General features: G+C 70.7%; 14 protein-coding genes and 2 pseudogenes. 5 read left to right on the top strand and 11 right to left on the bottom strand.

The window, feature by feature from the left end; genetic code table 11:
• Nucleotides 1–41 precede the first annotated feature (41 nt).
• The 5 genes from F0344_RS34050 to eccD all read right to left on the bottom strand — a co-directional run bounded on the left by F0344_RS34050 (nucleotide 42) and on the right by eccD (nucleotide 4,801).
• Nucleotides 42–506: a type VII secretion system-associated protein gene (locus F0344_RS34050; RefSeq protein WP_185302423.1), complete on the bottom strand. Its 465-nt coding sequence runs from the start codon at nucleotides 504–506 to the stop codon at nucleotides 42–44.
• 135 nt (nucleotides 507–641) lie between these two features.
• Nucleotides 642–950, bottom strand: a complete 309-nt coding sequence (locus F0344_RS34045) for a WXG100 family type VII secretion target (protein ID WP_185302422.1) — start codon at nucleotides 948–950, stop codon at nucleotides 642–644.
• A gap of 91 nt (nucleotides 951–1,041) precedes the next feature.
• The gene (locus tag F0344_RS34040; RefSeq protein ID WP_185302421.1) at nucleotides 1,042–1,377 is read right to left on the bottom strand and encodes a hypothetical protein; all 336 of its coding nucleotides are present in this window, start codon (nucleotides 1,375–1,377) and stop codon (nucleotides 1,042–1,044) included.
• A gap of 370 nt (nucleotides 1,378–1,747) precedes the next feature.
• Nucleotides 1,748–3,346, bottom strand: coding sequence for a type VII secretion protein EccB (gene eccB / locus F0344_RS34035; protein WP_185302420.1), 1,599 nt, complete (start codon nucleotides 3,344–3,346; stop codon nucleotides 1,748–1,750).
• A gap of 45 nt (nucleotides 3,347–3,391) precedes the next feature.
• Nucleotides 3,392–4,801, bottom strand: a complete 1,410-nt coding sequence (eccD, locus tag F0344_RS34030) for a type VII secretion integral membrane protein EccD (protein ID WP_185302419.1) — start codon at nucleotides 4,799–4,801, stop codon at nucleotides 3,392–3,394.
• A 408-nt stretch (nucleotides 4,802–5,209) separates the two neighbouring features.
• On the opposite strand from eccD, the gene eccCa reads away from it, so the two are divergent.
• Complete coding sequence (gene eccCa / locus F0344_RS34025; RefSeq protein WP_258050215.1) at nucleotides 5,210–9,283, top strand: type VII secretion protein EccCa; 4,074 nt, start codon at nucleotides 5,210–5,212, stop codon at nucleotides 9,281–9,283.
• Nucleotides 9,284–9,349: 66 nt separating this feature from the next.
• On the opposite strand, the gene F0344_RS34020 is transcribed toward eccCa, so the two are convergent.
• The 4 genes from F0344_RS34020 to F0344_RS34005 form a co-directional block, all read right to left on the bottom strand.
• Complete coding sequence (locus F0344_RS34020) at nucleotides 9,350–10,573, bottom strand: S8 family serine peptidase (protein ID WP_185302418.1); 1,224 nt, start codon at nucleotides 10,571–10,573, stop codon at nucleotides 9,350–9,352.
• Nucleotides 10,570–13,881, bottom strand: coding sequence for a right-handed parallel beta-helix repeat-containing protein (locus F0344_RS34015; protein ID WP_185302417.1), 3,312 nt, complete (start codon nucleotides 13,879–13,881; stop codon nucleotides 10,570–10,572). The genes F0344_RS34020 and F0344_RS34015 overlap by 4 nt, the downstream gene beginning before the upstream one ends.
• Nucleotides 13,882–14,025: 144 nt before the next feature.
• Nucleotides 14,026–15,213: a ricin-type beta-trefoil lectin domain protein gene (locus tag F0344_RS34010; protein ID WP_374940137.1), complete on the bottom strand. Its 1,188-nt coding sequence runs from the start codon at nucleotides 15,211–15,213 to the stop codon at nucleotides 14,026–14,028.
• A 74-nt stretch (nucleotides 15,214–15,287) separates the two neighbouring features.
• Nucleotides 15,288–16,118, bottom strand: a complete 831-nt coding sequence (locus tag F0344_RS34005; protein ID WP_185303015.1) for a type VII secretion system-associated protein — start codon at nucleotides 16,116–16,118, stop codon at nucleotides 15,288–15,290.
• A 562-nt stretch (nucleotides 16,119–16,680) separates the two neighbouring features.
• Between F0344_RS34005 and F0344_RS34000 the strand changes: the two genes are divergently transcribed.
• The 4 genes from F0344_RS34000 to F0344_RS33985 all read left to right on the top strand — a co-directional run bounded on the left by F0344_RS34000 (nucleotide 16,681) and on the right by F0344_RS33985 (nucleotide 20,502).
• On the top strand, nucleotides 16,681–17,676 hold the full coding sequence (locus tag F0344_RS34000; RefSeq protein ID WP_185302415.1) for a mannose-binding protein: 996 nt from the start codon (nucleotides 16,681–16,683) through the stop codon (nucleotides 17,674–17,676).
• Nucleotides 17,677–18,120: 444 nt separating this feature from the next.
• Complete coding sequence (locus tag F0344_RS33995; protein ID WP_258050327.1) at nucleotides 18,121–18,948, top strand: ATP-grasp domain-containing protein; 828 nt, start codon at nucleotides 18,121–18,123, stop codon at nucleotides 18,946–18,948.
• Nucleotides 18,949–19,334: 386 nt separating this feature from the next.
• Nucleotides 19,335–19,505: a hypothetical protein gene (locus F0344_RS33990; protein ID WP_185302414.1), complete on the top strand. Its 171-nt coding sequence runs from the start codon at nucleotides 19,335–19,337 to the stop codon at nucleotides 19,503–19,505.
• A gap of 391 nt (nucleotides 19,506–19,896) precedes the next feature.
• Nucleotides 19,897–20,502: a GOLPH3/VPS74 family protein gene (locus F0344_RS33985; RefSeq protein ID WP_185302413.1), complete on the top strand. Its 606-nt coding sequence runs from the start codon at nucleotides 19,897–19,899 to the stop codon at nucleotides 20,500–20,502.
• Nucleotides 20,503–20,641: 139 nt separating this feature from the next.
• Here the strand turns inward: F0344_RS33985 and F0344_RS36355 are convergent.
• Together F0344_RS36355 and F0344_RS33980 are read right to left on the bottom strand one after the other, a co-directional pair.
• Nucleotides 20,642–20,746, bottom strand: a pseudogene (locus F0344_RS36355) (YfcE family phosphodiesterase); the annotation flags it as partial.
• Nucleotides 20,747–20,839: 93 nt separating this feature from the next.
• A pseudogene (locus tag F0344_RS33980) lies at nucleotides 20,840–22,518 on the bottom strand (catalase).
• Between the last annotated feature and the right edge of the window lie 312 nt (nucleotides 22,519–22,830).

The following is a 22,830-nucleotide window of genomic DNA, read 5'->3' as shown; positions in this document are numbered from 1 at the left end:
GCCGGGCGGCCGAGGCACGGGCCGGCACGCGCGGCGCGGAATCAGCTGTCGCTTGTCTTCGGCGATCCGCTGGTGAGCGTATCCACCTCACCGAACGTCTGCAGCAGCGTCTGGGCGTCGATCGCGTTCAGGTTCTTGTCCTTGGTGTCGTTGGCGTCCTCGATGGTGTCGGTGAGCGCCTCCTTCAACTCCTTGAACAAGTCCATCTGGTCGCCCAGCAGTTTGTCGATGGCCTCGGCCGCGGTGCGGACGCCCTGGATCAGCTTCGGCCCCGAGACCAGGGTCCCGGTGGCCATCTTTCCGATGCGCAGGAGCTGCTGCCCCTGTTCCAGGTTGTCCGCAGTGGTGTGCCCGTCGACGAGATGACCGAGCGGCCGGATGTGGGTGCCGTCGCCGTCCTCCCGGTGCTTCTTCGCGGCGGTGTACACCGGCTGCACCTCGTTGTCCCGGAAGCTCTCCATCTGCTTGAGGTCGAAATGCTTGACGTCGGCCTTCTCACCGGCCATGGGACGTCCTCCTGCCGTTCGGTTCCGGGCGGAATTCGGGCCGGCCGGACGAAGAGGATCCGGCCGGCCCCCAGGGGCCTGTGGTCCGGATCACGTCGGGGCACGGGTGCCCCGACGTGATCCGGACGGAAGACCTCAGCGAGCGCGCACACCGCCCCAGTTGTCGGCGCTCCTGCGCTCGTCGCGTGAGTGGTTGTCGTGGATGCTCTGGACCAGCTCACCGCTGTCGCCGAGGAGCAGGGCCATGTTCTTGGTGGCCTGGTCCCACTCCGCCTGGACTCCGCGGTACATCTGCTGGTCGTCGCCCTCCCAGGACATCACGAGCGGCTTCAGCTCGTCCTCCAGGTTGTTGAGGGTCGTGATGATCTGCTGGGTCTGACCCTTCAGCTCCTCGATCGCGTTGCGGACCGTGGAGTACTGCACATCGATGATGCCGTCGGCCATGACGTCTCCTCTCAGGTGACCGGGCGCCAGGGCCCGGGAAGCTCGCGGGTGCCGCCTGCCCCGCAGGGGCCGCGATCCCGCAGCGGGTGGATCAGCGCAGCGCTTCGAAGACGCCTTGGCTGGTCTTGCTGTTGAGCACCTCGGTCAGGTCCTGGTTCTCCTTCGCCAGGCGGTTGGCCGAGGTCACGTTCTCCTGCAGCGCGTCGACCATCTTGCTGATCTGGACGACGACCTTCTGCGCCTCGGAGTTCCAGCTGCGGAAGAGCTTCAGCAGCGCCTGGCCCTCGTCACCTCCGACGCCCGAACGCGCGGCCACCTCGGCCACGTTGTTCTGGATCTTCTCGACCGCGGCCCGGGCCGACTCCAGGGAGGAGACACCTCCCAAGCCCTTGGCATAGTCCGCTTTCCTGCCGGAACCGTCCGCCATGTCACGCTCCCTTCGTTCAGGCGAGTCCCCTCGCACCGTGTCCGCTGAGGCTAAAGAGAATCCACAGTCCGGCGCAACGTATGGGGGGAAGATTTGAGCATAGGTCAGGTCGGCAGAATCCTTACGTGGCAATGGAGTTGTCCGAAGGTGTCCGTGAAATGAACGTGTCCCAGGACCCACTGGAGCAGTGGGGCACCAACTCCCCGGCACGCGGCTTCACGGTGCCGGGGTCGAGAAAAATTTGAGCTAATTCTGAGGTTTCCCGGCGGACACGACCCGCGTCGAATCGACCCCGGGCAAAGGGACTTAAGCCGGAGATTACACAGCTCCCTTCCCTTTCTTCGACGCCGTATGCGGCGTTTGCCTGAAATCAGGGCTCCGTGGAGCCGGCCGTGCCGACTGCGCCGGGAGCGATGCCGGTGGCAGGCCTGTCCGCCTTGCCCTGTCCCTCCCCCGGCCTCGCCGCGGTACCGCAGTGCGGAGCCGTGACCTTGGTCCCCGTGGCGCCGGAGGCGGCTGCCGGGTCGAGGTCCGCGCCGGTCGGGAGGGCCGCCAGCAGCGGTGCGGGTACCGAGCCGATGTCTCCGTCCCCGTAGCCGAGCGCCGCCAATGAGTCCTTGGCCGGAACTCGGTACTTCACACCGTTCTCCGCCACCAGGTACGTGGTCCCGGCGTGCGCGGCGCCACTCGCGTGAAGGGCCCGGACCAGGGCTCCGTGCCCGGGCCGCACCACCGCGGCGTCCGTCCGGACACAGGCCGCCTGAAGCGGCGGGGCGGTTCCCTCCGACACCGCGAGCGGGGCGAGTCGGGCCAGCGGGACCAGCACCGACCTGATCCGGACGCCACCGTTGTCGCCGTCCACCTGGGCGCAGAGCGCGGTGCCGCGGGGCGCCGACTGCGGGATCGGTGGCGTCTCCGGCAGATCGGCGGACCCGGCGGTGCCCACGCCCTTCGCCCCGTGCTCGCGCAGCGCGTCCGTGCCGACCGTACGCACCTCCGGCGACTTCCCCCCGTAGGCGTCCTTCTGGGTGGCCGGGTCGCCCAGCACCAGCGCGGCGCCGAGCCGGGTCAGCGGCACCAGGCCGTCCTTCCGCAGCAGGTGGTACGTGCTTCCTCCACCGGGCACGCTGACCTTGAACAACTGGCCGATCCGGCCGGCTTCGCCACCGAGCGCCGGGCCCTCCCCGCCGCGGCCGGGAACCTCCGGCGGTTTCAGGGCGGGGCCGGGTGCCAGCGCGTCGAGGAAGGCCGCCGAGACCGGCATGGGCTGCTCGGAGCCGTACCCGAGAGCGTTTCGGGCGTCGGACGCGCGGTCCAGCACCAGTCTGCTGCCCCGCCAGACCAGGTACTCGGTGCGGTCCGGGCCGCGCACGAGCACCCCGCGGTCGCCGCCGACCCCGCGGGAGTCCACCGGCGCCCCCGCGACCACGGTGGTGGCCCCCGGCTTCTCCACCCCGGTGTGCGCCACGCCACCGGAGGTACTGGGCACCGCACCGTCCGGTCCGGTGACGCACATGTGCCAGGCACCGCCGTCGAGCTGACCGGGCGCGGGAAGGGCGTCCGGTGCGCCGGGGATGCCGGCCGGGGAGCCCACGGGGACGTCCTTCAGCGAGACGGTGGCGACATCCACGGTCGCCAGGTCGGAGCCGCCGATCAGCCGCGCCGACGCGTAGTTGCGTACCGGGTGCAGTACGCCGTCGGTACCGGTCCACAGATATCGGGCGCCGGTTTCGCGGTTGACCACCAGGTGCCTCTCGTCGCGCCAGCCGTCGTTTCCGCCGGGGCGCAGCAACCCGTAGACGGTGGCCCCCGCACCGATCAGGACCGTCACCAGTACGCCGAAGACCACGCCTCGGGTGGTGCGTCCGAGCGGGCTCTCCGGGGCGTCCGGGTCAGCGGTCAACAGGCCTGAACTGAGCCTGCCCATCATGAAAGCGTGGGCCTGTACCTGGTCGCGCTTGGACTGCACAGCCTCTCCTCAACTCGTTCTCCGTGTACGGGCGTACGGCTGCGCTCAGCCGAACAGACCGCGCAGCCAGCCGAAGAGGCCCGCCACCCACAGGCTGAGCGGCAGCAGCGCGACGGCGAGGCCGGTGTGTGCCAGTTCCGCCGCACGGCCCCAGTACGGCAGTACGCGGCGGCCGGGCACCGTCCAGGACGCGGTCACGAGTCCGGCCGCCGCGGCGAGCAGCAACCCGAAGACCACCACGCGACCGTCCGCGTCGCTGTCCACCGCCCAGGCCCGGGCGAACAGCAGCAGTCCCCACACGCCGGGCAGCGCCAGGGTCAGCCGCTGTCCGATGTGTACGAGGCCCCGGCTGTGCAGGAGCAGCAGGAGGCTCAGCGAGAGCCCGGCCAGTACCTCGGGCAGGTTCGGGTTGTCGGCGAGGACCACCAGGGCGGCCGCGGCGATGGTGCCGGTGGCGGCGAAGAGCGCGGTGACCCAGCGCCCGGCCAGTTCGGTGCGTGCGGCGACCTCGTCGCCCGCGTAGGGGTCGATGCCTTCCTGGAGCTGGCCAACGGTGGACGGCAGCGCCGGCATCCGCATGCCGGCCAGTTTGAAGGCGAACGGCGCCACCGCCCCTGCGGCGAGCGCGACCACCGTCGCCACCAGAACCACCGCGGCCGGCACGTCCAGGCCCGTGTAGCCCATCAGGGCCCCGGCGGTCGCGGCGGCCACGGCGACCAGCGCGGTGGCCAGCAGGGCCGGGGCGCCGACCGCGGTGGCGGCGAGCGCGAGAACCGCGCCGCCCGCGCCCGCGGCGCCCGCGGCCAGCAGACGGGCGCCCGCGACCTGCCCCGCGTCGGGCCCGGTCAGGTCACCGCCGGGCAGCACCCAGCCGACCAGCGCCAGGCACGGAGCGACGAGCAGGCCGAGCGCGGTCGCGGAGAGGCGGTCGCCGACCGCGCGGCTGGCGGAGCCCGCGCCCGCGAGCAGAAGCAGCCCGACCACGGCCGCGCAGGCCGCCCGGGAGGCGCCGGAGCCTGTCGTCACCCCGGGGCGGAACACGAGCACGAGGGCGGCCACCACGGTCGCCACCGCGGCGCCCACCAGCAGGCCGCGGGCCGCTCCGGGGGACCAGGTGTGCAGTCGGCGGCCCACGGTCTCCGCCATGCCCTCCACCAGGTCGTCGAGCCGGGCCTCGGGCAGCGCCTCGGTGTGCGGACGCAGGTAGAGCACAGCGCCGTCGGCCAGCCCCGCGCGGGCCAGGGTGGTCTCCTCGTCGAGCGGGGCGTCGCCCAGCCGCTGGAGTACCCATCCGGCGTGGTCGAGTCCGGCCTCCTCGGCCTCCTCACCGACGTAGCGCAGCAGTGTGGGCAGCAGATCGGCGACCGGCACGTCGGCGGGCACCGCCAGATCGATGCTGACGCTCGGTGCACGAATGGTCAGGCGGCAGGATTCGGCCACGGCGCTGTCGGTCATCAGCAGAGCTCTCGTCTTCCGGAAGGCTTTGACAGGAGGACTTCCCCCGCGAGTGGGGATGTGTGAACGATACGGAAGCTCCCCCGGCCGGGAACCGGAGGGCCGGACAGGGAAAATGCGTCCGCGGGTCCGGCAACGACCACCCCCGCGTGGACAGTTCGCGTTCCGTGAATGCACACTACTGCCTACGACCACCGGGTCGTGCTGCGCACCGGGCTTCAGTTATCCGGTATGTGGTTGACCATCAGAGAAGTTGACCGCACCGCCATCCGCTCGAAACATTCATCCGGTGTTCACCGCGCCATGCGGGACCCGGAGAAATGGCGTGATGCGCGGCCTTTTCCACCACCGGGTGTGCCGGAATTCCGGCGCGGGCCGGAAAGTCCGTGAACCGGAGGTTCTGTTCCCTTGAGTGTCGTGCTGTTTCGCCGCCCGGCCCGCAGGCGCGGGCCGGAGATGCCCGAAGGCCAACTGACCCTTCAGGAGCCGCCGGTCCTCGCCGAGACGGTCCCCGACACCTCGGCGATCTGGACGTATCTGCCGATGGCGCTGATGTCGGTGTCGATGATGCTGATGTTCCTGCGGCCCGGCGGCGGGAACGGCGTCTTCATGTACCTGGCGATGGGCGTCATGGCGCTCTCGGCCGGTGCCATGCTGCTGGGGCAGCTGATGCGCCGCTCCAGCGAGCGCAAGCAGCGTCTGAAAGGTGAACGCCGCGACTACCTGCGCTATCTGGCGCAGGTCCGCAAGCGGGTCCGCTCCACCATCGCGGAGCAGCAGCGTGCGCTCGCCTGGCGCCACCCGGAGCCCGCTTCGCTCCGCTCGCTGGCCCGCACCTCGAGGCTGTGGGAACGCCGCCCGGCCGACGAGGACTTCGGCGAGGTCCGGCTCGCGGTCGGCGAGCAGCAGCTCGCCCTCACCCTGAACCCGGTCTCCACACGTCCGGTGGAGGACCTCGAACCCCTCTGTGCGCATGCCCTGCGGCGCTTCATCCGCGCCTACTCCACGATCCCCGGACAGCCTCTCGGCCTCTACCTGCGTTCCTCGGCCCGGATCCTGCTGCGCCCCGAGGGGAACACCGGGCAGGAGCCGGAGTCCGTCGAGCCGGGCACCCCGCCGTCCGGAGAGGGCGGTGCGGATCCGGGCGAGATCCTCGGCACCGAAGAGGTACGCGCACTGGTGCGCGCCGTGCTCGGGCAGCTCGCGGTGTTCCACGCGCCCGAGGAGCTGTGGATCGCCTTCTGTGTCAGCGACGAGCGGCGGCCGGACTGGGAATGGGTCAAGTGGCTGCCGCACACGCTGGACCCGTACGAGGAGGACGGCGCCGGCCAGGCCCGAAGGATCACCGCCGACCTCACCGAACTCGACGACCTGCTCGGCGCCGAGTTCGCCGAGCGCCCCGGCTTCGACCCGGAAGCCCGCCCCAGCCGCGACGAGCCCTACACGATCGTCGTCCTGGACGGCGTCACCGTGCCCGAGGGGCACCGCTGGGAGGGCCACGGCTACCGCAACGCCCTGGCCCTCGACATATCCGGGGCACTGCGCTGGCGCCCCGGCCGCAACACGCTGCGGCTGACCGTCGGCCCCGGCCAGGTGAACCTGGTGCGCACCGACCGCAGCCGCAAGGAACGCTCCGTGCCACTCGGCAGGCCCGACCGGCTCGGTCTCCTCGGCGCGGAGTCGCTGGCGAGGCTGCTCACCCCCCGCCGGATGAGTCTGGGCACCGACATCGCCCAGCCGATGGACACCGACGTCGAGCTGACCACACTGCTCGGCATCCCGGACCTCCACCGGCACGACCCGCACACCCTCTTCAACAGGCACACCGGCTCCACCCGGCTGCGAGTGCCGGTCGCGGTCGGCGTGGACGGCCGCCCGGTGGACCTCGACATCAAGGAGTCCGCGCAGGGCGGGATGGGCCCGCACGGCATGCTGATCGGTGCCACCGGCTCCGGCAAGAGCGAGCTCCTGCGCACCATCGTCCTCGGCCTCGCGCTGACCAACTCCTCCGAAACGCTCAACTTCATCCTGGTCGACTTCAAGGGCGGCGCCACCTTCCTCGGCCTGGAGGAACTCCCCCACACCTCCGCCGTCATCACCAACCTCGCCGGCGAAGTCGCCCTGGTCGAACGCATGCAGGACGCCCTGCACGGTGAACTCATTCGCCGTCAGGAGCTGTTGCGCTCCGCCGGCAACTACACCTCCGCCCTGGAGTACGAGCGGGCGCGCGCCGGGGGCGCCGACCTCACCCCGCTGCCGAGCCTGTTCGTGGTGGTCGACGAGTTCAGCGAACTGCTCTCCGCTCACCGGGAGTTCATGGACCTGTTCGTGATGATCGGCCGTCTCGGCCGGTCCCTCGGAGTGCACCTGCTGCTCGCCTCGCAGCGCCTGGACGAGGGGCGCATGCACCAACTCGAAAGCCACCTGTCGTACCGCATCGGCCTGCGCACCTTCTCCGCCATGGAGAGCCGCGGCGTGCTCGGTGTCCCGGACGCCTACGAACTGCCGGCCCAGCCCGGCAGCGGTTACCTGAAGTCCGGCGTGGAGTCCCTGACCCGGTTCCGGGCCGCCTACTCCTCCGGCACGTACCGGCGCCGCACCGGCGCGGTGGTCCAGGCCCGGGTGGCCAGCCAGGTGGTGCCGTGGACCAGCGGCTGGGTGGTGCCGCGCACCCTGGACCCCGCTTCCGAGCCGGAACCGGAGACCGAAGAGGCGGGCGACGAGGAGGCCCTGCTCGACGTCGCCCTCGACCGGTTGCGCGGCTCGGGCCCCGCGGCCCACCAGGTGTGGCTGCCGCCCCTGACCGAGCCTTCCCCGCTGGACGTGCTGCTGCCCGGCCTCGCTCCCGATCCGGAGCGAGGACTCACCGCCGCCGGCTGGTCCGGCACCGGCAGGCTGCGGGTCCCGGTGGGCCTCGTGGACAAGCCCTTCGACCAGCGCCGCGACCCGTTGGTGGTCGATCTGTCCGGAGCCGGCGGCCACGTCGCGGTCGCGGGCGGTTCGCAGAGCGGCAAGTCCACACTCGCCCGCACACTGATAGCGGCCCTGGCCCTCACCCACACCCCGGCGGAGATCCAGTTCTACTGCCTCGACTTCGGCGGCGGCGGCCTCTCGCAGCTCGCCGCCCTTCCGCACGTCGGTGGCGTCGCGGCGCGGCTGAACCCGGAGCGGGTGCACCGGGCCGTCGCCGAGGTGATGACGCTGCTCGCCCACCGCGAGCAGTTCTTCGTGGACCACACGCTCGACTCCATGCAGTCCTACCGTCGCCGCCGGGCCGCCGGCGAGTTCCCCGACGAGCCCTTCGGCGACGTGTTCATGGTGGTCGACGGCTGGTCCACGGTCCGCCAGGACTACGACGACCTGATCCCCAAGTTCAACGAACTCGCCGCCCGGGGCCTCAACTACGGCATCCACCTGATCATCACCACCACCCGCTGGGTGGAGCTGTCCGCCCAGGTCCGTGATCAGGCGGGCACCCGCCTCGAACTGCGGATGGGTGACCCGATGGACTCCGAGATCGATACCCGCAAGGCCCGCTCGGTGCCGCGCAGCGGTGGTCGCGGCATCACCGCCGACAGCAAGATGCACTTCCTCGCCGGCCTGCCCCGGCTGGACGGCAGCGGCTCCCTCGATGACCTCGGCGACGGGGTCACGCACCTGGTCGCCGAAGTCTCCCGGCACTGGCCGGGCGCGTCCGCCCCGCAGGTCCGGATGCTGCCGCACCGGCTCCCGCTCGCCGAACTCCCGGCGCCCCAAACCACCGAGGGCGGCGGCATGCGTATTGCGCTCGGTATCGACCAGGACGCGCTGGCACCTGTGTGGCACGACTTCAGCCGTACCCCGCATCTGATCGTGGTCGGCGACACCGAGAGCGGCAAGACCAACCTGCTGCGCGGTATCACGCGGGGCATCACCACCCGCTACACCCCTGAGGAGGCGAAGATCATCGCGGTGGACTTCCGCCGCACTCTGGTGGGCGCCGTCCCCGAGGAGTACCGCATCGGGCACGTGATCTCCCTGGACAACCTCAAGGAGACCATCGAGGGCGCGGCGCGTGCGATGAAGGCCCGTGTGCCCGGTGCCGACATCGCGCCCGGCCGGATGCGCAGGTGCGACTGGTGGACCGGGCCCCGTCTGTTCATCCTGGTCGACGACTACGACATGGTCTCCGGCAACTCCTTCCAGAGTCCCTTCGAGCCGCTCTTCGAACATCTGACCCTCGGCTTCGAGATGGGGCTGCACCTGGTCGTCGCCCGCAGTGCCATGGGGGCCGGCCGGGGCCTCAGCGACGGGCTCATCCGTCGGCTCGACGAGGCGAACAACCCTGCCGTCCTGTTGTCCTGCCCGCCCACGGAAGGCCGTCTCTTCGGCGACGCGAAGCCGCTCAACCTGCCGCCGGGACGGGCCCTGTACATCGCTCGCCGACGGCCGCGGCTGATACAGACGGCGCTGGTTGAGGAGAGCCAGGGGCAACAGGCCTGAGCGGACGCGAGAAACGGCACCCTCCTGGGATACGTCTCAGGAGGGTGCCGTCATCAGCGTTTCAGCTCATTCCGTTGCCGTTCCGGCCGGACGCCATCCTCGGGCGCGGGCCCGGGAGAGGGCGAAACCGGCCCAGAGGACCGCGAGGACGCCGGCGGAGCCGAGGAGGACGAAGAGCGTGGCCCGTCCGGTGGCCCGGTCGGCGGCAGAGGTCTCACGGACGTTCACGGGCTCCGCCGGGCGCTCGACACCGACGGACGCGGCGGGATCGCCGAGCACGGTGGTGACCGCGGCGTAGGCGTCCAGCTGAGGGATGTCGGCCGGGTATGCGGTGGCAGTCAGACGGCGGACGACGTCCTCGGGCGAGTCGTCGGGGTGGACGGCGCGAACGGCCGCGGCGGCCCCCGCGGCGTAGGCGGTGGCCACCGGGACTCCACCGCCCAGGTAGTGGCCTTCGCCCCGTGGTCCACCGGAGACCACTCCGGCGCCCGGGGCGGCCACGTCGATGCCCTCGGTGGGGAGGGAGCCGTCCGGGCGGGCGCCGCCGGGAAGCATGTCGGCGACCGAGAGGACGCCGGGTTCACCGGCCGGCCAGTAGGTGCGGGACGGAACTTCGTCGGCACCACGCGACGGCGGGTCCGGGGTGGCTGCGGCGATCACGACCGCGCCCGCGCGCCGGGCCTCGGCTACGGCGCCGCTCAGCGCCGGGTCCTGCCGTGGCAGGGCCACCGTGACCGCGATCACTCCGGCCTTGGCTTCGGTCGCCTCGCGCAGCGCCTCCACGACGAGGGCGGAGCTCGCCCGCCCGCGCCGGTCCGTGCCGCGCAGGGCGAGAATCCGCGCGCCCGGGGCGACCCCGGCCAGACGGGGGCTGTCCCCGCCGGTCCCGGCGATCAGCCCGGCCAGGAACGTACCGTGTCCGACACAGTCGTCACCGGCCGCACCCGGGGCGGTGACCCGGCCCTTGAGCCCTGCCGCGCCGGGGTCGACACCCGTGGCGATCAGTGCGACGGTCACCCCCTCACCGGTGCTGTGCCGGTGCAGCCGGTCCAGGTCGAGGCGCTGGCGCGACCAGTCCTGTTTCTCCGCCTTCTCGCGGGAGGCGGGGGTGCAGACCACGTCGTCGGCCTCCGGATCGAGGGCGGAGGGCATGCCGGGCAGTTCCTGGCCCTTCTTCCCGTCGGCGGCGGGGACACGCGAGGGGAGCGCCGCCTGCGCCGGCACGGCCGTGGGGAGCAGCAGAGCGGCGGCCAGGCCGGCACCGTACAGCAGGCGGACGGGAGGCATCATCGGGGTGCCACCTTCGGTGCCACGGCGATCACGTCGGCGGGGAGCAGGACGCGCAGGTCGTCCAGTGTGGGCGCGGCCAGCGAGCTGAGCCGGCCCGCCTGCCGGGTGACCATCGACTCGACCACCTGACGGGCCAGACGGGCGTTGCCGAAGGAGCGGTCCCGGGGCACCGCGTCGAAGTACTCCTGGAGCAGCGGGCCGGTGCCGGGTCCGCACTCGTAGCCCATGGTGGCGGCCTGGGTCCGCACGATGGTGACCAGTTCCTCCGAGGAGTAGTCGGCGAAGGTGATCCGGCGTGGGAAGCGGGAGGACAGTCCGGGGTTGGATCCCAGGAAGCGCTCCATCTCTTCGGTGTATCCGGCGACGATGACGACCACCTCGTCGCGGTGGTCCTCCATCAGCTTCAGCAGGGTGTCCACCGCTTCCTGGCCGAAGTCGGCGCCGCCGCCGCGCGGGGTGAGGGTGTACGCCTCATCGATGAACAGCACGCCGCCGCGGGCCCGTTCGAAGACCTCTCGGGTCAGCTGGGCGGTGTGACCGATGTAGCGGCCGACCAGGTCGGCGCGGGCCGCTTCGATCAGCTGGCCCCGGTCCAGGACGCCGAGCTGGGTCAGGACCTCCCCGTAGAGGCGGGCGACGGTCGTCTTGCCGGTGCCGGGCGGGCCGGTGAAGACCAGATGGTTGCTGAGCGAGGGGACCGGCAGCCCGGCCGCGGCGCGGTGGCGGGCCGTGGTGATGAGGTTGACGAGATCCGCGACCTCGCGCTTCACCTCGGCCAGGCCGATCATGTCGCCGAGGCGGGTCAGCGGGTCGTCGTCCGGCGCGGAAGGACCGGCGGCCGTGGCGGCAGCGGTGGCGGACACGTCGTCCGGCAGCAGGAGCCGCAGATCGTGCTCGCTGACCTGCGACTGCTCGGAGAGCCGTACCGCCTGCCTGTCCACCATCTCCTCGAACACACCCCTCGCGGCCCGCCCGTTGCCGAAACCGGCGTCCCGTGGCATCGCCTCGAAGTGCGCGGCCAGAGCGGCCGCGGTGCCCTCACCCAGCTCGTACTGGTGCTGAACGCACATGCTCTCCATGATCGCGACCAGGTCGGGCACCGCGTAGTTCTCGAACTCGACGGTCCGCGAGAAGCGCGAGGCCAGGCCCGGGTTGGAACCGAGGAAGGAGTCCATCTCGCGGGAGTATCCGGCCGCGACCACGACCACGTCGTCGCGGTGGTCCTCCATCAGCTTCAGCAGGGTGTCCACCGACTCACGGCCGAAGTCGGCGCCGCCGTTGCCGCTGTCGGAGGTCAGCGTGTACGCCTCGTCGATGAACAGCACGCCGCCGAGAGCCCGTTGGAAGGCCTCAGTCGTCTTGATGGCCGTGCCGCCGACGATCTGCGCGACCAGGTCGGCCCGTGAGACCTCCACCAGATGGCCGCTGCGCAGCGAACCCAGTTCGGCCAGGATCGCGCCGTAGAGACGGGCGACGGTGGTCTTTCCGGTGCCGGGCGGCCCGGCGAAGACGAGGTGTCTGCTCATCGGCGGGGCGGACATGCCGAGTTGTTCGCGGCGCTGGGCGAGTTGGGTCAGGTTGACCAGGGTGCGCACCTGGTGTTTGACGTTCTCCAGGCCGATCAGTGCGTTGAGGGCGCCGAGCGGGCCGTCCGCGCGGTCGGGCGGGGGCGCGTCGGCGGCGCCGGACCCGGCCGGGTCGGTGTTCTCGGCGCTGCCGGTGCCCCAGGCGTCCCGCTTCCCGTTGCCTGTGCTGTTCAGGCCTTCGACCGCGAGCCGCTGACCGGGTGCGGTCTGTACCAGACCGCCGCCCTCGTTCTCCCTGGCGAGGCAGTTGACGAGTGAGACCGGCGCGGTGGACTCCACCCGGAAGCCGTCCTGGGCGCCGCCGGTGGCCTCGCAGCCGCTGAGCGAGGCGAGCGCGCCCTCCTGGAGGAGGAAGCCGTGGCCCTTGGGGGCGTGCACGGTGGTGCGGTTGGCGGTCAGCTCGCCGCCGGCGGCGACCACCACACCCTCCTCGCCGGAGATTTCCACGCGGAAGTCGCGGACGGTGACGTTTCCGCCGTCCTCCACGACCAAGCCGCTGGTGGCGGTGTCGGAGACTCCTCCGCCGGCCAGGTAGAGGGTGCTGCCGGAGGCCACGCGTACACCCGCGCCCTTCGGGCGGACGATCTCGCAGTCCTCGACGCGGCCCCGGGCGTCCTTGGTGGCCGCGATGCCGTCGCCGGAGGGCTCCACCAGCCGGGCCCGGCGCAGCATCGGACTGGCGCCGCCGAGCACCGCGACCGCGGGCGAGCCGCCGATCACCTCCAGGCGGTCCAGTTCCGGCACCGATCCCTCCTCCAGGAGCAGGCCTGGACCGTCGCAGTCGCGGACCGTCAGGCCGGTGAGCGCAGGGGACGCGGACCCGGCGACCCGCAGCGCCGCGCCCTGAGCACCGTCGACCCAGCAGTCCTCGAAGGTGCCGCGCGACCGGTCGGTGACCAGCACGCCGTGGCCGCGGACGCGCGAGACGCGGCAGCGGCGCAGCACCGGGTCGGTGCCACCGGCCAGGGCTATCCCGTTCCCTGAGGCGCCGGTGACGCGGACGTCCTCCAGCGTCGTACGCCCCGTACTGCTCAGGTGCACGCCGGTGCTGGTGTCGTGCACCACGGTGCGGATCACCGAGACGGCGGAGTTCTGTTCCAGGGCGATGGAGGGCTTGTCGGTGGAGGAGATGTCGCAGTCCTCGACGCTGCCACGGCTCTCGCCGTTGGCGAGCAGGCCGTTGCCTCGGGCGTCGCGCACCGTGCAGTCACGGATGCGCGCCTCGCCCTGCTCGGCGAGGACCAGGCCGCTGGTGCCCAGGTGTTCGAGCGTGCAGGACTCCACGGTGGTGAGCGTGGTGGAGGTCACCACGATGCCCGCGCCCTGCGGGTTGCTCACCCGGCAGTCGCGCAGCGCGAGGGAACCCGTCCCGCCGGCCAGCAACGCGGCCCAGGCGGCGCCGATGATCTCGCAGCCGTCGAACGCGGCCTGCCCGCGCCGGACGTCCACGGCCGGCAACTCGGCATCACCGCCCCGCAGGGTCAGCTCGGAGAACATCACCGCGTCGGCGCGCAACGCGACCACGCTGCCCGAACGCGGCCGGATCTCCACCGTGCCCCGCCCCTCGGCGGCGGTGAGGGTGACCCTGGTCTGGATCACCAGGTTCTCCGCGTACGTACCGGGCCGGACGCTGATGAGCGCCCCGGTGCGGGCTGCGGCGAGTGCCTCACCGATCGTCCGATAGCGGTCCGTGGGACCGACCGACAGTACCTGGCGCGACACGCACCAACCTCCTTGCTACGGCGGCATCTTCAGTGCACACCCCTTGTCCGGGGGCACGTGTCGGCGAGCCGACGGTGCCATCATGCCTCGTCCCCGGTACGTGCGGGTTCCGGGAGCGGTGCTCCCGGCGTCGAGGTGTCCCGGTCAGACGCTCCACTTCTGGTTGTCGGCCCCGTTGCAGCTCCACAGTTGCAGTGCGGTCCCGCTGTTCCGGTTGGCGTCCCTGATGTCGACGCACATGCCGACGACCGTGTTGACGAGGTCGTGGCTGCCGTTCAGGACGAACTGCTGGGCGGCGTTGCCGTTGCACCAGGTGATCTGGATCGGGGTGCCGTTGCTGAAGTTCGCGCCGGCCACGTCCAGGCACTTGTCCTTGATACGGATCGTGCCGTCCGAGGCGAATCGCCACAACTGGGCGTCAGCGTTGTTGCAGTCCCACACGTGCAGCGCCTTGCCGTCGCTGAAGTCGTGGGCCGGTACGTCGATGCAGCGGCCCGAGAGATGACTGCGCAGGGAGACGGGGGCACTGAGAGTGACGCCGGAAGCGGCTTTCGCGGGCGGGTTCTCCGGGCTGCCGGATTCCTTCTGTTCGCTCGGCCGCTTCGCCGGCTCCTTCGCCTCGGCGGCCTTCTTCGGCGAGTCCCCGGGGCCGACGGCCTTCTTCGGCCCGTCTTCGGCCGTATCCGGCGCCGGGGCTCGTTTCACGGGCTTCTCGGGCACCGACTCGACAGTGTCCTTCTTGTCGCCGTCGTCGTCCGGGGAACCCTTTTCGGGCGCGGTCACCGCGAACTCGCCGGGCGCCTCCGAGGCACTCCCGTCGAGCACGGTCCCCGCCGCCGCCACCGACGGCCTCCCGGGGCCCTCGTCGTCGTTCCCGGCGAGCACCAGGAAGGGCACCGACACGAGGAGCGCCCCCGCCACCGCGGCGCCGGCCAGCACCGCTTTGCCCGGCCGTCCCACCGGCCCTGCCTGCTGCTGCGGCCGGCCGATCGCGGTCGCGGTCATGGTCCGCACGAGCGCGGGCAGTCGGCTCTGGGTGGCGGCGTCGGACTCGGACTCGGACTCGGATCGAGGGGCGGTGGGCACCCCGGTTCCGGGCTCGGCGGTCCGGCCCTCTCCGGGCGCCCTCTCGCCCTCGGCGGGCCCGGCCTCGGCCTTGCCCGATCCTTCCTCGGTCTCCTCGGCCACCGGGGACTCAGGCGGCTCCGTGCCGGCGCCTTCGGCCGCTCCGGCCGCCTCCCCCCTCTTCGCCTTCGCGGGTTCGGACCCGGACTCGGCGCGAGCGGCGGGCACGGGCACAGGGGCGGGGGCCGTATCGGGCACGGGCGTCACGGTCGGCTCCTCGCCTCCGGAATCGGACTCCGCGCGAGCCCTTGGAGAAGTGGATGGTTGCTGGGACACAGGTGTCACGGGGTCCTCCCTTTGGTCTGGGGCCAGGGTTGGGATGAGCTGTCGGCTCGGTCCGCGGAGCGGGCCGCTGCCGTAGCGCCGGCAGGCACCGCCGTACCGGCCGTGCCGCCCGGGCCGTCCTCCGTCGCAGCGACCGTTGCGGCGGAGGCTCTCGCGCCACCCTCGGCGGGCGCCGGGCCCGGAAGGCTCTCCGCCGGAACGAGCAACGGGGCCGCGGCCCCGGCGTTGACCATCAGCATGGTGCCGGGACCTTCCAGTGAGCGGGCCAGTTCCCGTACCGACAACGTGTCATGGAGAAGTTCCGCGGACATGAACTCATGGGTGGGCGAGGTGAACAACAGGACCACCGGCGCACCGTCCCGCCCGACGGCCGCGAGCGGCCCGCCGTCCGGACCGCGCATCACGGTGACGTCCGACTCCGCGAGTGCCGCGAGCGCGGCTTCCACCGAGCCGTAACCGGTGGCGGCCCGCTGTGCCGCAGCGTCCACCGGGTCGGTGGGCTCCGGCCAGCCGAGGACCCGCGCAGAGGGCCGGTACGCCGGATTGGCGCGGTACTCCCCCACGCTCCCGCTCTCGTCCGACTGCCACTCCCCCAGCACTGCCCACTCGGGTGGCGTCCGAGCCTCGGTCCACTCCGGGTCCACCACCCCGACCCAGTGGCCCGGCGCGCTGCGGGCAGCGCCCCGTACAGCCTCGGGTACACCAGAGCCGTCGGCGGACTCGGCGCTGCCCGGGGCGGGTGACACGGGGGCTGCGGTCGGAACGGTGGTATCGGGAATGACGATCGCAGCGCTGTTCAAGCCCTCTTGCCGTTCTCCGGGCCGCATCTCCACCTGAACTCTTGGGTCTGTACGCACTCTCAGTGCAGGGCCACGTGCGCTCGCACACCGACACCGATCAGATCGGGAGTCCACAGGATGTCACATGACTACGGTCGTGGGGGCCGCGGAAAGTCCGATCCTGAGCACTCCTGTGCTCGTTGCGCAGCTCGAACTAAGGATGTTCCGGTAGTAGTTAGGCACGAGAGGACAAAGCGCCGGAGGTGTTCGGGGTGCGGGAGCAACGGTCGTCCGCACTCGGTCTACGTTGGGTCGGGTCCGGCCATCGGCCTTTCGGCGCAGCAGTGTGTTCCGGTCCGGACGTCCGGGCGGGCCGTCCGGGAACGCCTCGCGGCTCGGAAAGGCGGATCGGCTCTGTCACGACCGCCACCACCCAGGGCCGCGCGTGAATCCGACGACGAGACCGTCCGACCCGGCCCGCACGACGCGTCTGCCAACCAACTCCCGCAGCGCACAGTGGCTTTCATCCCGGCCCAGCCCGATCCCAACCCACAACCCCCGGCTCACAACCCCCCAACCCCCTACCGCTCCGCGACGAAGGAGTCATCGCATGTCCCCCCATCACCCCGCCCTTGGCGCGAACGCCGCGGCAGCCTCCGCCCCAGGTGCGCAGGAGCCCGGGTCCCCGGCCTCCGGCACACCCGCCGAGGAGACGTCGAGCACGGCCGCCGCAACCGCCGCTGCCGCAGTCGCCGAGGCGGAGTCCGGCACCGCCCCGGCCGGGGAGACCATCGCCGCCCCGTCGGAGTCCACGGCCTCCACGCCCGCCCCGACCACCGAGGCGCCCGAGGAGGGCACCGGTGCGGCTGCGGCCGTCGGGACGGCGCCGGGCACCAGGACCAGCACCGGCGCCGACAGCGGGCGACCCCGCACGCCCGTCCTGGCCGGGGCCGCCTTCGTCGGCGCCGCCTTGGTCGCCATACCCCTGCTGCTGATCGGAAGCGCCGACGACAAGGGGCAGGACACCGTACGACCGGTGGCGGGAGGCACCGACACGGTCCTCAACCCGCATACCGCTCCCGCCGCCATCGAGGACTACGTGGCAGGCAAGCCCAGCGCGTCCGCGACCACGGAGAAACCCAAGAGGGAACAGAGGGTCGAGACTCCGAAGTCCGCCGCCCCCAAACCCGTTGTGCCGGCGCCGGAGCCCAGGACGAGCCGCCCGGCCGAGAAGAAGCCCACACCCACGTCCAAACCCGAGCCCAAGGCGGCCCCGAAGCCCAACTGGAGCACGGTGACCGTATCCGCACCCAGCGTCCTGGAGGTCAACCAGGCCTGGACCACCAACCGCATCCGCATGGTCATGCAGCCGGACGGCAACCTCGTCGTCCTCAACGAACTGGGCAAACCCATCTGGGCAGCCATGACCTTCGGCCCGAACCACCGGGCGAACTTCCAGCCCGATGGCAACCTCGTCATCCACAACGGTGACGGCCGCCCGATCTGGGCCTCCAAGACCCACGACCACGGGGGTGCCCAGTTGGTCTTCAGGGCCGACGCCAAAGTGGTCATCGTGCACAACGGCCGTGTGGTCTGGTCGACCTGACGGGGCGATGGTGCCTCGGTCCGGGCCCGGAACCGTACGCCGTCGATCAACTGCCGCCGAGATCTCCCCGCCCCGTGAACCGAGGTCACTCATCGCTCGAGATCGACTTTCGATACACGGTCCAGCTGAGTACGCAGTCTCCTCAGACGGGTGGTGGGGAACGACAGCGTTCGAGTGCCTGAACCGCCTGCTTCTCGTCGATGGACACCGCGATCCGGGAGGCAGAGATCGGTGCCGACGCGGCGCGCGCGACCTGGCAGCGATCGAATCGTGGGTCCGGGTCCTGGTTCGGGTCGCGTTGCCCGCCCCGTCGTCTGCCGCTTGCATGACACATCGCCTCGTCCACCGGTGAAAGCCCGGTCGGGGCGGCAGGACAACGGCTGAGCCCCGAGGTGTGGGCGCAATGCGGTGGACTGTTCGGCGGATTCGGTGGCATCGTCAGCGATCGTGACGAAGCATGGTTTCCTCGCGTTGGCGCCGCAGTTCACCACGACCTCCGAGCTGCTCTCGAAGTCGGCGCATCGGCGCGGGATGGATGTGGAGGTACTCCCTTCCCATGGCGGTGCGGGCACGGCCATGGGGAGGCGTGGTGGCCACTACTACGGCGGCCCCGCTTTCGCGGCACGCGTCGCGGATGCTCTTGAGGTCGCGCTCTTGGAGCCGTCTGATGACTGGCTGGCCACATTGCCCCATGCGTACACCGGACGGCGCATCGCCATGGCGACCCTGGGCGAGGCGCGCAGTCTGCTCCGGCCGGCGTTCGTCAAGCCGCCGAGTGACAAGAGCTTCGAGGCCGCCGTCTACCCTGACGGCAGTTGCCTCCCGACAGAGCCTGAGCTGTCACTGGGCGTACCGGTACAGATCAGCGACGTGGTGACCTGGGCAGCGGAGTTTCGCCTGTACCTTCTGGACGGCGAGGTCCGCACGGGTTCGCAGTACGCCACCTTCGGCCGTCTCGACGTCGAGCGGCTGGGCGGGCACCGCTGTGAAGCCGCTGTCCAGGAGTTCGCGGAGGGTTTCCTGGCCATGTGCGGTGGTGGCCTGCCCAGCGCGGTGGTGGTGGACGTCGGGCTCCTGGCCGCATCTGAGCACGGCACCGCCGACCAGTGGGCGGTGGTCGAGGCGAGCATGGCGTGGTTCAGCAGTTGCTACGCCGCAGATCCTGACCGGGTCCTGGACGTCGTCCTGCGCTCAGCTGGTCCGCGGACGCGGATGACGGAGCGAGACAGCCAGTTCTGCCGGAACAACAGAAACGCTCACCTGACCGGCTGAAAAGCGGGCGTGATCAGTGACAACAACCGAGCCGACCCGGCGATGGGTGCGTGGCCCCGGAGTCGAAGCCGAACCAGTCGTACGAGGGGGACGGATCGACCAGATGGTCCGCGGCGTGGGACCGAAGAGCTCGTGGCTGCTACCTGAGACCGGCAGCGACCATTCGCCGGTGGCGGCCGGCGGCCGGATTCGGCTGGTGAACACCACGCGCCGGCAACGCCACGCCACCTTGGCCGAGGCATGTCCTCCAGCCCACCAGCACGACAGAGTGCGTGAGCCTGCCCGCCAAACCCATCAGCGCCGCCGCGCTTGGAGGGAGTCGGAAACGAGGACTGTCCGTGGGATATCCGGGCACACGCACCTCACCCCTTCGAGAGGAGCACTCCATGCTCGGCATAGCCGCAGCTGTCCTGTTCGCCATTGCTTTCCTGATCAACGCAGCAGATGTCACCACCAACGACGTCTTCTCCTCCGTGAACGTCATGCTCCTGGGCCTGGCACTTCTGGCCCTGCACATAGCGGGAATCGGGGCCGGCCGTCCCTCCCGCAGACGCTGACGACGCCGCCGGGAACCTGGTGCGGGCGAGAACATCACGCTTCCTCCCCCGAACCTTGCCAGGGCGGCCCTGGACCCGAAGCGAATGTCGGGCCAGGGCCGCCCTGCCCTGCGAAAGAGCTCGATCCTGCCTCGGGTGAGCCTGTGGCGCGGTACGGGCCCCTGATCATGACGACGCCGACCGCCCCGGTCGCGAGCGCGTCCACCTCCTCACAGTGAGGGGCCAGCTACCTGATGTCGTCGGCAGAACCACCGCCGCTCCCGAAAGGGCTTCGGCCGGGCAGGCGGAGGCAATACTGATCGTGACAGCCGCTCCGCCGCAGGGGCCGACCTCGTAGGCGGCCATGGCCGGTGGGTCGCACCTTTGTCGATGTCTCCGAGGGGAGCCGTTCATGACCACGGCGAAAGACCTGTTCATCATCTCCATGGACCCGAGGTCGAAGGATTCCGTGGGACAGGGCGACCTGTCGCTCACACTCGCGGGGGCCGAGCTGATCGATCTCATCGGTGCGGGGGCAGTCTCCGTGGACGGGGACCGCATCGTGCCGGGTGACCCGCCCACGCTGGACGATCGGCTCATGCGCGAGGCTGCGGCCGGGCTCACCCGGCAGGAGCCCTATGAGCGGATCGAGGACTGGCTCTGGCGCCGGGGCCGAGACCTCTCGGCGGCGTACCAGACCGCCCTTGAGGAGGACGGTGAGCTGACGCGGACGCGAAGCGGCCGGTTGCCGTTCGGGGCGGAACGCGTGGAACCGGTCGACACGCCTGCGCGTCGCCGGGCAGCCGACCGCTGGAAGGGACGGGAACCCGTCCTCACCGCCCTCGCCGCGGTCGTGAACACCGACGGCGAACGGTCCGACGAGGAGCCCGGCCTCGACGACGAAGCGATGACCACCGTGGTGGCTCATGTCCACGACGCGGTGATGGAACTCGAGGCGGTACGTCAGAGGCGGACCATCGAGAACTCGGCCTTTGCCAACCTCTGGCGCGGAGTATGAGGCGGATCCGCAGCCAAGGCCGACAGCGGGCGACAGCGCCCACGAAGTACGCCCGCCCGGCCTGGCCCCCTCGAACCACGACGAGCCGACGACCGTCGGCGGGAGCGGCCGGCTGAGAACGTGGCAGCCCTCATCGAACGGCGTGGAAGACGACGTCAGCTCTCTCCATCTCCGCCAGGAGAAGCGAAGGCCGCTCCTTGGCCCGCTTGGGTACGTGCGTGTCGGACGTGAGCAGCAGGCGCACTGGGCACACTCCCGAGTCTCGGAAGACGCAAGCGGACCGGGAACCCTTCCAGGTGCCCGGTCCGCTTGCGTGCGCTTCTTCCCGTGCGCGCGTTCAGCGGGTGACGACGTGCCGCTCGTCGGGAACACAGTGCGTCATCGTCAGACCCTCGACGTCACGCGGCGGGTTCTCACCGAGCCGGGCCAGACGCTTGCGATCGTCGTCCGACAGATCCTGGCTAGCCAGAGGACGCAGTCCCGCCACATCCTGCGGGGTGATGCCCAGCCCGTCACCGACCCTGCGGCCGAGATCGTTCTCGACGAGGAGGAAGTGCCAGACCATTCTTTCCTGCACCGCTCGGTCGCATGCGGAGAGCATGCTGACGAGGTTCGTCACCAGATCGTCCCGCTCCCAGTCCTCCATGAGGAGGTATCGCTGGCCGGCTTGCAGGTAGTCGTTGGTCCGGGGGATGCGCTTGCGGGTGAGGCGTCCTCGGATTTCCGGACCCTGCTCGTCGTGGGTCGGATACTGCGCCTCACGCAGGCCGCCGGTGATCGACGGCTCGTAGTTCACCTCAGGGTTCTCGCCGTGGTGACCGTTGTCGTACGCCATCAGCCCGTCGCGCTGATTGGTGGCCACGTGGGCGTTCTTCGCCTGGTTGACGGGGAGTTGCAGGTAGTTCGGGCCCACCCGGTGGCGCTGGGTGTCGCTGTAGGAGAAGGTCCGTCCGACCAGCATCTTGTCGTCGGAGAAGTCCAGTCCGTCGACCAGTACGCCGGTACCGAAGGACACCTGCTCGTTCTCCGCGAAGTAGTTGTCCGGCACGCGGTTCAGCACCATCCGGCCCACCGCCTTCGGCGGGAAGTCCTGCTCGGGCCACGTCTTCGTGTCATCCAGCGGATCGAAGTCCAACTCGGGGTGGTCGTCGTCGGACATCATCTGCACGACCAGTTCCCACTCGGGGTGGTCACCCCGCCGGATGGCGTCGTAGAGATCCTTCGTGGCGTGCCCCAGCTCCTGCGCCTGTACGTTCGCCGCGTCCTCGGCTGTCATGCTCCGGACGCCCTGCTTCGGCAGCCAGTGGTACTTGACCAGCACCGACTCCCCCTCGGCGTTGACCCACTTGTACGTGTTGACGCCGAAGCCCTGCATATGGCGGTAGTCGGAGGGGATGCCCCGCGGACTGAACAGGTTCACGAGCATGTGCATGCTCTCCGGCGTCTGCGACATGAAGTCGAAGATCCGCCCCGGCTTCTGCTCGTGGGAGACCGGGTCGGGCTTGAGCGAGTGGATGACGTCAGGGAACTTGATCGCGTCCCGGATGAAGAAGACGCCGAGATTGTTGCCCACCAGATCCCAATTGCCGTCCTCGGTATAGAACTTGACGGCGAAGCCACGCGGATCGCGCGCCGACTCCGACGAGTCGCGGCCGCCGATCACGGTGGAGAACCGGACAGCGACGTCGGTGCGCTTGCCGGCCTCCTGGAACAGTTTGGCCCGGGTGTAGCGGGAGATGGGTTCGTCCCCCCACTTCCCGTACGCCTCGAACACTTCCCGTACGCCTCGAAGTAGCAGTAGGTCGTCACACCCCGCGCATGCACCACACGCTCAGGGATGCGCTCCCGGTCGAAGTGGCTGATCTTCTCCAGGAACTGGTAGTTCTCCAGGGAGGCAGGGCCCCTCGCACCCACCGTGCGCTGATTCTGGTTGTCGAACACGGCATGACCCTGCCGGTTGGTAAGTACCGGCCGGTCGTCATCCGGGTCCGGCCCTGAGCTCGCTACGTCTGTCACCGCCAACCGCTCCCTCTCGCAGTCCCCATGCGGTAGCGCCCTGCACAGCCGGGAAACCGAACACCGGGACATGCGCCCCGCATCCCGCTCAGGCGGCTCCGCCGACGGGTCTCCAGCCCTCATGCTCTCCCCGGTCCAGCAACCTCACCACCGCGAAGGACCGAACGGAGGAGCGTCCCCGGCGGTCACAGGGGCCGGAGCGGTGAAGTTGCCAGGGACAGCACAGAGAGCAGCACCGCGCCAAGACGAACACGACGACGATCCACGACGACACGGGTCTCGGCACCGACGGTCAGCCCGTCGCGGAAAGCG

The organism is Streptomyces finlayi, from assembly GCF_014216315.1.
GTDB lineage: Bacteria > Actinomycetota > Actinomycetes > Streptomycetales > Streptomycetaceae > Streptomyces > Streptomyces finlayi_A.
The sequence above is the reverse complement of the archived record's forward strand: the minus strand, read 5'-3'. Positions and strand labels throughout refer to the sequence as shown.